The organism is Rhodopseudomonas sp., from assembly GCF_036404135.1.
GTDB lineage: Bacteria > Pseudomonadota > Alphaproteobacteria > Rhizobiales > Xanthobacteraceae > Rhodopseudomonas_A.
Genome location: NZ_DASWPE010000076.1, coordinates 1 through 4,502, shown reverse-complemented (window position 1 = coordinate 4,502; position 4,502 = coordinate 1). Strand labels below are relative to the sequence as shown.

Here is a 4,502-nt window from a genome sequence, read left to right as displayed (position 1 = left end):
GTTCGGCGTCTACGTCCACGGCGCCCCGGGTTCGCGGGTCGAGCGCAACACCATCGAAGGCCTGCGCAATATCCGGCTCAACGAGGCCGGCAACGGCGTCTCGGTCTGGAACGCGCCTGACGTCACCATCGCCGAGAACAGCTTCCGCTACGGCCGCGACGGCATCTTCAGCATCAGCAGCCTGAAGGACCGCTTCATCAACAACCGTTTCGAGAATGTCCGCTTCGCCGTGCACTACATGTACACCAATGACAGCGAAGTCTCCGGCAACGTCTCGATCGGCAATCATGGCGGCTACGCCATCATGTATTCCAACCGGCTGATCATCCGCGGCAACATCTCCGATCGCGACCGCGACTACGGACTTTTGTTCAACTACGCCAATTATGCCGATATCGGCGGCAACCGGGTCAGCGGCGGTTCGCTCTCCGGCATCGGTGACAATGGCGACGACGCGGCGGCCGACGAAAATGGCATGCTGCCGGAAACCCGCTCGGCGCAGCCGCTGCGCGAGGGTCCGGAGAAATGCGTGTTCATCTATAACGCCAACCACAACAAGTTCCGCGACAACTGGTTCGAGCGCTGCGGCATCGGCGTGCATTTCACCGCCGGCTCCGAAGGCAACGAGATCACCGGCAACGCCTTCGTCGGCAACCGCAACCAGGTGAAATATGTCGGCACCCGCGATCTCGATTGGTCGAAGGGCGGGCGCGGCAATTACTGGAGCGACAATCCGGCGTTCGACCTCGACGGCGACGGCATCGCCGACACCGCCTATCGCCCCAACGATCTGGTCGATCGCGTGCTGTGGACCGCGCCGACCGCAAAGGTGCTGATCAACAGTCCGGCGGTGCAGGTGTTGCGCTGGGCGCAGAGCCAGTTCCCGGCGCTGTATCCCGGAGGCGTGGTCGACAGCCGCCCGCTGATCGCGCCGCCGCCGAAGCCGTCGGCGACACGGGGGCCGCAATGACAGCGACGATCTCGGTCCATCAGGTGGTGAAGAGCTTTCGCAAGGTGCGGGCGCTGCGCAACGTCTCGTTCGAACTGCACGCGGGCCGCATCAACGCGTTGGTCGGGCACAACGGCGCCGGCAAGACCACGCTGATCAAACTGATGCTGGGCCTGATCCGCGCCGACACCGGCGACATTCATGTGCTTGGCGAAGATCCCGCCGCCGGTGAATTCTCTGGCCGCCGGCTGCTCGGCTATCTGCCGGAAAACGTCGCCTTCAATGCGGCGCTGACCGGGCGCGAGACGCTGGCATTCTATGCACGGCTGAAGCAGATCAAGCCGGCGACGGCCTGGCCGCTGCTGCAACGCGTCGGGCTCGAAGCCGCCGCCGATCGCAAGGTCGGCACCTATTCCAAGGGGATGCGGCAGCGGCTCGGCCTGGCGCAGGCGCTGCTCGGCCGGCTGCGCGTTCTGCTGCTGGACGAGCCCACCACCGGGCTCGACCCGGCGCTGCGCCAGACCTTTTACGAGATCCTCAACGAACTCAAGGATGACGGCGCCGCCGTGCTGATCTCCTCGCACGCGCTGAACGAACTCGAGGATCGCGCCGATCACGTGCTAATCATGAATCGCGGCGTGCTCGCAGCCCAAGGCACCATGGCGGAATTGCGCGCAATCTCGCAATTGCCGATCCGGGCTTCGATCGATATCGCCGCGCCGGCCGGCGCCGCGCTGCCGGCCTGGCTTGCCGATGCGGAGCCCTCCGGCGCGAACGGGCGCGTCGTGCTGGTGCGCGACGACGCGCAGAAAATGCAATTGCTGCGCTCGGCCTCATCCGATCCGCGCGTGCAGAATATCGAGATCGCGGCGCCGACGCTGGACGATCTCTATGCGCATTTCCTTCGGCTGCAGGAGGTCGCAGCATGAGAACCATCGCCATCATCGCAATGAAGGAAATCCAGGAAGGCCTGCGCAACCGCTGGGTGCTCGCGACCACACTGCTGCTGGCGGCGCTGTCGCTGTCGCTGACCTTCCTCGGCAGCGTGCCGACCGGCAATGTCGGCGCCGGCGCGCTCGACGTCGTGGTGGTGTCGCTCTCCAGCCTGACCATCTTCCTGCTGCCGCTGATCGCGCTGCTGATCTCGCACGACGCCGTGGTCGGCGAGATGGAGCGCGGCACCATGATTCTGCTCTTGAGCTATCCGGTCGGCCGCGGCCAGGTGATCCTCGGCAAATTCGCAGGCCATGTGCTGATTCTGGCCTTCGCCACCGTGATCGGCTACGGCGCCGCCGGCCTCGCTTTGATGCTGACCGGCGCCTCGGCGCTGGCGGCGAGCTGGTACGCGTTCGGCGCGATGCTCGGCAGCTCGGTGATGCTGGGCGCGGTGTTCGTGGCGATCGGCTACCTCATCTCCAGCCTGGTGCGCGACCGCGGCACCGCGGCGGGGCTGTCGATCGGGGTCTGGCTGATCATGGTGCTGGTGTTCGACATGGCGCTGCTCGGCATCCTCGTGGTCGATCAGGGCCGGATCATTTCCGGCCCGGTGCTCAACGCGCTGCTGTTTCTCAACCCGACCGACCTGTACCGGCTGACCAACTTGACCGGCTTCAACGTCAGCCAGTTTTCCGGCATGGCCGGGCTCGCCGGCAGCACCAATCCCGGACTGTGGCCCTTGCTGCTCGGGCTGTCGGTCTGGATCGCGGTGCCGCTCGCACTCTCGATGCTGTCATTTGCGCGGAGGGAATTATGAAACTGCGATTGATCCTGGCGCTCGCCGCCGCCGTTACTCTCGCCGGCTGCAAGCAGGAGACCGCCGCAACCATGCCGCCGGCGGTGGCGCTGAATGCCGACGCCATGGGGGTGTTCTGCGGCATGAACCTGATGGAGCATCCCGGCCCCAAGGGCCAGATCCTCACCGCGAGCCGGATCGATCCCTATTGGTTCTCCTCGGCGCGCGACACCGTTGCTTTCACACTGATGCCGGACCAGCCGCGCGACATCCGCGCGATCTACGTCTCCGACATGGGCCGCGCGCCGAGCTGGGAGCAACCCGGCGAGACCAACTGGATCGACGCCAAGAAAGCGCTGTTCGTGATCGGCAGCCGCAAGCAGGGCGGCATGGGCGCCGCCGAGGCGGTGCCGTTCGGCGAGCGCGCCGCGGCCGAGGCCTTCGTCGCCGCGAATGGCGGGCAGGTGGTGACGTTCGATCAGATTCCCGCCGACTATGTGCTCGGCAGCGAGCCGCCGGCCGCCGCCAACGCGCCGGAGCCTTCCGACGTGCGGACCAATTGAGGAGCGGCCGATGCTGAAGCCAAATCTGACGCGGCGGCGCGTCATCACCATCGCCGCCTCCGCGTTCGGCGCCGCGATGATCGGACGCGCGGGCATGGCGCGTGCGGCCGAGCCGCTGCGCTGGCAGGGCCAGGCGCTCGGCGCGCAAGTTTCGTTGGAGATCTATCACCCCGACCGCAACGCCGCGGCGCGGCTGGTGGCGCGGTCGATCGCCGAGGTGCGGCGGCTGGAGCAACAGTTCAGCCTGTACCAGGCGGATTCGGCGATCTGCGAATTGAACCGCCGCGGCATGCTGGTGGCGCCCGACCCCGACATGGTGGCGCTATTGCAGGCCTCGCTTGGCTTCGCGCAACTCACCGGCGGCGCGTTCGATCCCACCGTGCAGCCGCTATGGTCGCTCTACGCCGCGCATTTTTCGGCCGAGCATCCGGATCCCGCGGGGCCGTCGGCCGATTCATTGGCAGAGGCGCTGGCGAAGGTCGGCCATGACGGGCTCGCGGTGTCGCCGGATCGCGTGGCGCTGACCCGGCGCGGCGCCGGCCTCACGCTGAACGGCATCGCGCAAGGGTTTGCCACCGACAAGGTGGTGGCGCTGCTGCGCGGCGCAGGGCTTAGCACCACGCTGGTCGACATGGGCGAAATCCGCGCCATCGGCGCGCGGCCGGACGGCGCGCCATGGCGCATCGGGCTCGCCGATCCGGACCAGGTCGGCGTGCTCACCGAAACCATCGAGATCGTCGACCGCGCGGTGGCGACCTCCGCCGGCGCCGGCTTCCGCTTCGATCACGAAGGCCGCTTCACCCATCTGTTCGATCCCAAGACCGGGCGCAGTCCGTCGCGCTATCGCAGCGTCAGCGTGCTGGCGCCGACCGCCACCGAAGCCGACGCGCTGTCGACCGCCTTCAGCCTGCTGCCGCGCGAAACCATCGAGCGCATCGTCGGCGCGCGGCCGGGGGTTCAGGCGCGGATGATGGATCTGGAGGGCCGCTTGAGCTGCTGCGGGGCGTGAAAGCGGGCGGCGCCTGAGCGCGAGGCTGCCGCTGGGTTTGCCGCATCGCCGGCGGCGCGCTCCGCGTCGCGGAGCAGCGAGGCCTGCAGCAACTGCAGCTCGCGATGTTTGGGCATGAGCACGAGTGGTGCCCAGGAAAGGACTCGAACCTTCACGGCCGTGAAGCCACTGGCACCTGAAGCCAGCGCGTCTACCAATTCCGCCACCTGGGCCCGGGCGGGTTAGTACGGATCGGGGGGGCGCTTGTCA

5 protein-coding genes and 1 tRNA gene are annotated in these 4,502 nt (G+C 67.3%); 5 read left to right on the top strand and 1 reads right to left on the bottom strand.

Annotated features, from left to right (window positions below; translation table 11 throughout):
• The 5 genes from nosD to VGC77_RS08515 all read left to right on the top strand — a co-directional run.
• Window positions 1-970, top strand: a 970-nt coding sequence (gene nosD / locus VGC77_RS08535) for a nitrous oxide reductase family maturation protein NosD (protein ID WP_331171142.1), incomplete at its 5' end; no start/stop codon positions are given.
• Entirely contained in the window at window positions 967-1,878 is a 912-nt protein-coding gene (locus VGC77_RS08530; RefSeq protein WP_331171141.1) for an ABC transporter ATP-binding protein, read from the top strand. The genes nosD and VGC77_RS08530, both read left to right, overlap by 4 nt.
• The gene (locus VGC77_RS08525; RefSeq protein WP_331171140.1) at window positions 1,875-2,702 is read left to right on the top strand and encodes an ABC transporter permease subunit; all 828 of its coding nucleotides are present in this window, start codon (window positions 1,875-1,877) and stop codon (window positions 2,700-2,702) included. Before VGC77_RS08530 ends, VGC77_RS08525 begins: the two co-directional genes overlap by 4 nt.
• On the top strand, window positions 2,699-3,244 hold the full coding sequence (locus tag VGC77_RS08520; protein ID WP_331171139.1) for a nitrous oxide reductase accessory protein NosL: 546 nt from the start codon (window positions 2,699-2,701) through the stop codon (window positions 3,242-3,244). Before VGC77_RS08525 ends, VGC77_RS08520 begins: the two co-directional genes overlap by 4 nt.
• A gap of 10 nt (window positions 3,245-3,254) precedes the next feature.
• Window positions 3,255-4,253, top strand: a complete 999-nt coding sequence (locus tag VGC77_RS08515) for an FAD:protein FMN transferase (protein WP_331171138.1) — start codon at window positions 3,255-3,257, stop codon at window positions 4,251-4,253.
• A 125-nt stretch (window positions 4,254-4,378) separates the two neighbouring features.
• On the opposite strand, the gene VGC77_RS08510 is transcribed toward VGC77_RS08515, so the two are convergent.
• A tRNA-Leu gene (locus VGC77_RS08510) sits at window positions 4,379-4,465 on the bottom strand.
• Between the last annotated feature and the right edge of the window lie 37 nt (window positions 4,466-4,502).

Excerpts from the sequence above, each read along its gene's own strand:
- VGC77_RS08530 (WP_331171141.1), top strand. The coding sequence starts at position 967 with ATGACAGCGACGATCTCGGTCCATCAGGTGGTGAAGAGCTTTCGCAAG.
- VGC77_RS08525 (WP_331171140.1), top strand. The coding sequence starts at position 1,875 with ATGAGAACCATCGCCATCATCGCAATGAAGGAAATCCAGGAAGGCCTG.
- VGC77_RS08520 (WP_331171139.1), top strand. The coding sequence starts at position 2,699 with ATGAAACTGCGATTGATCCTGGCGCTCGCCGCCGCCGTTACTCTCGCC.
- VGC77_RS08515 (WP_331171138.1), top strand. The coding sequence starts at position 3,255 with ATGCTGAAGCCAAATCTGACGCGGCGGCGCGTCATCACCATCGCCGCC.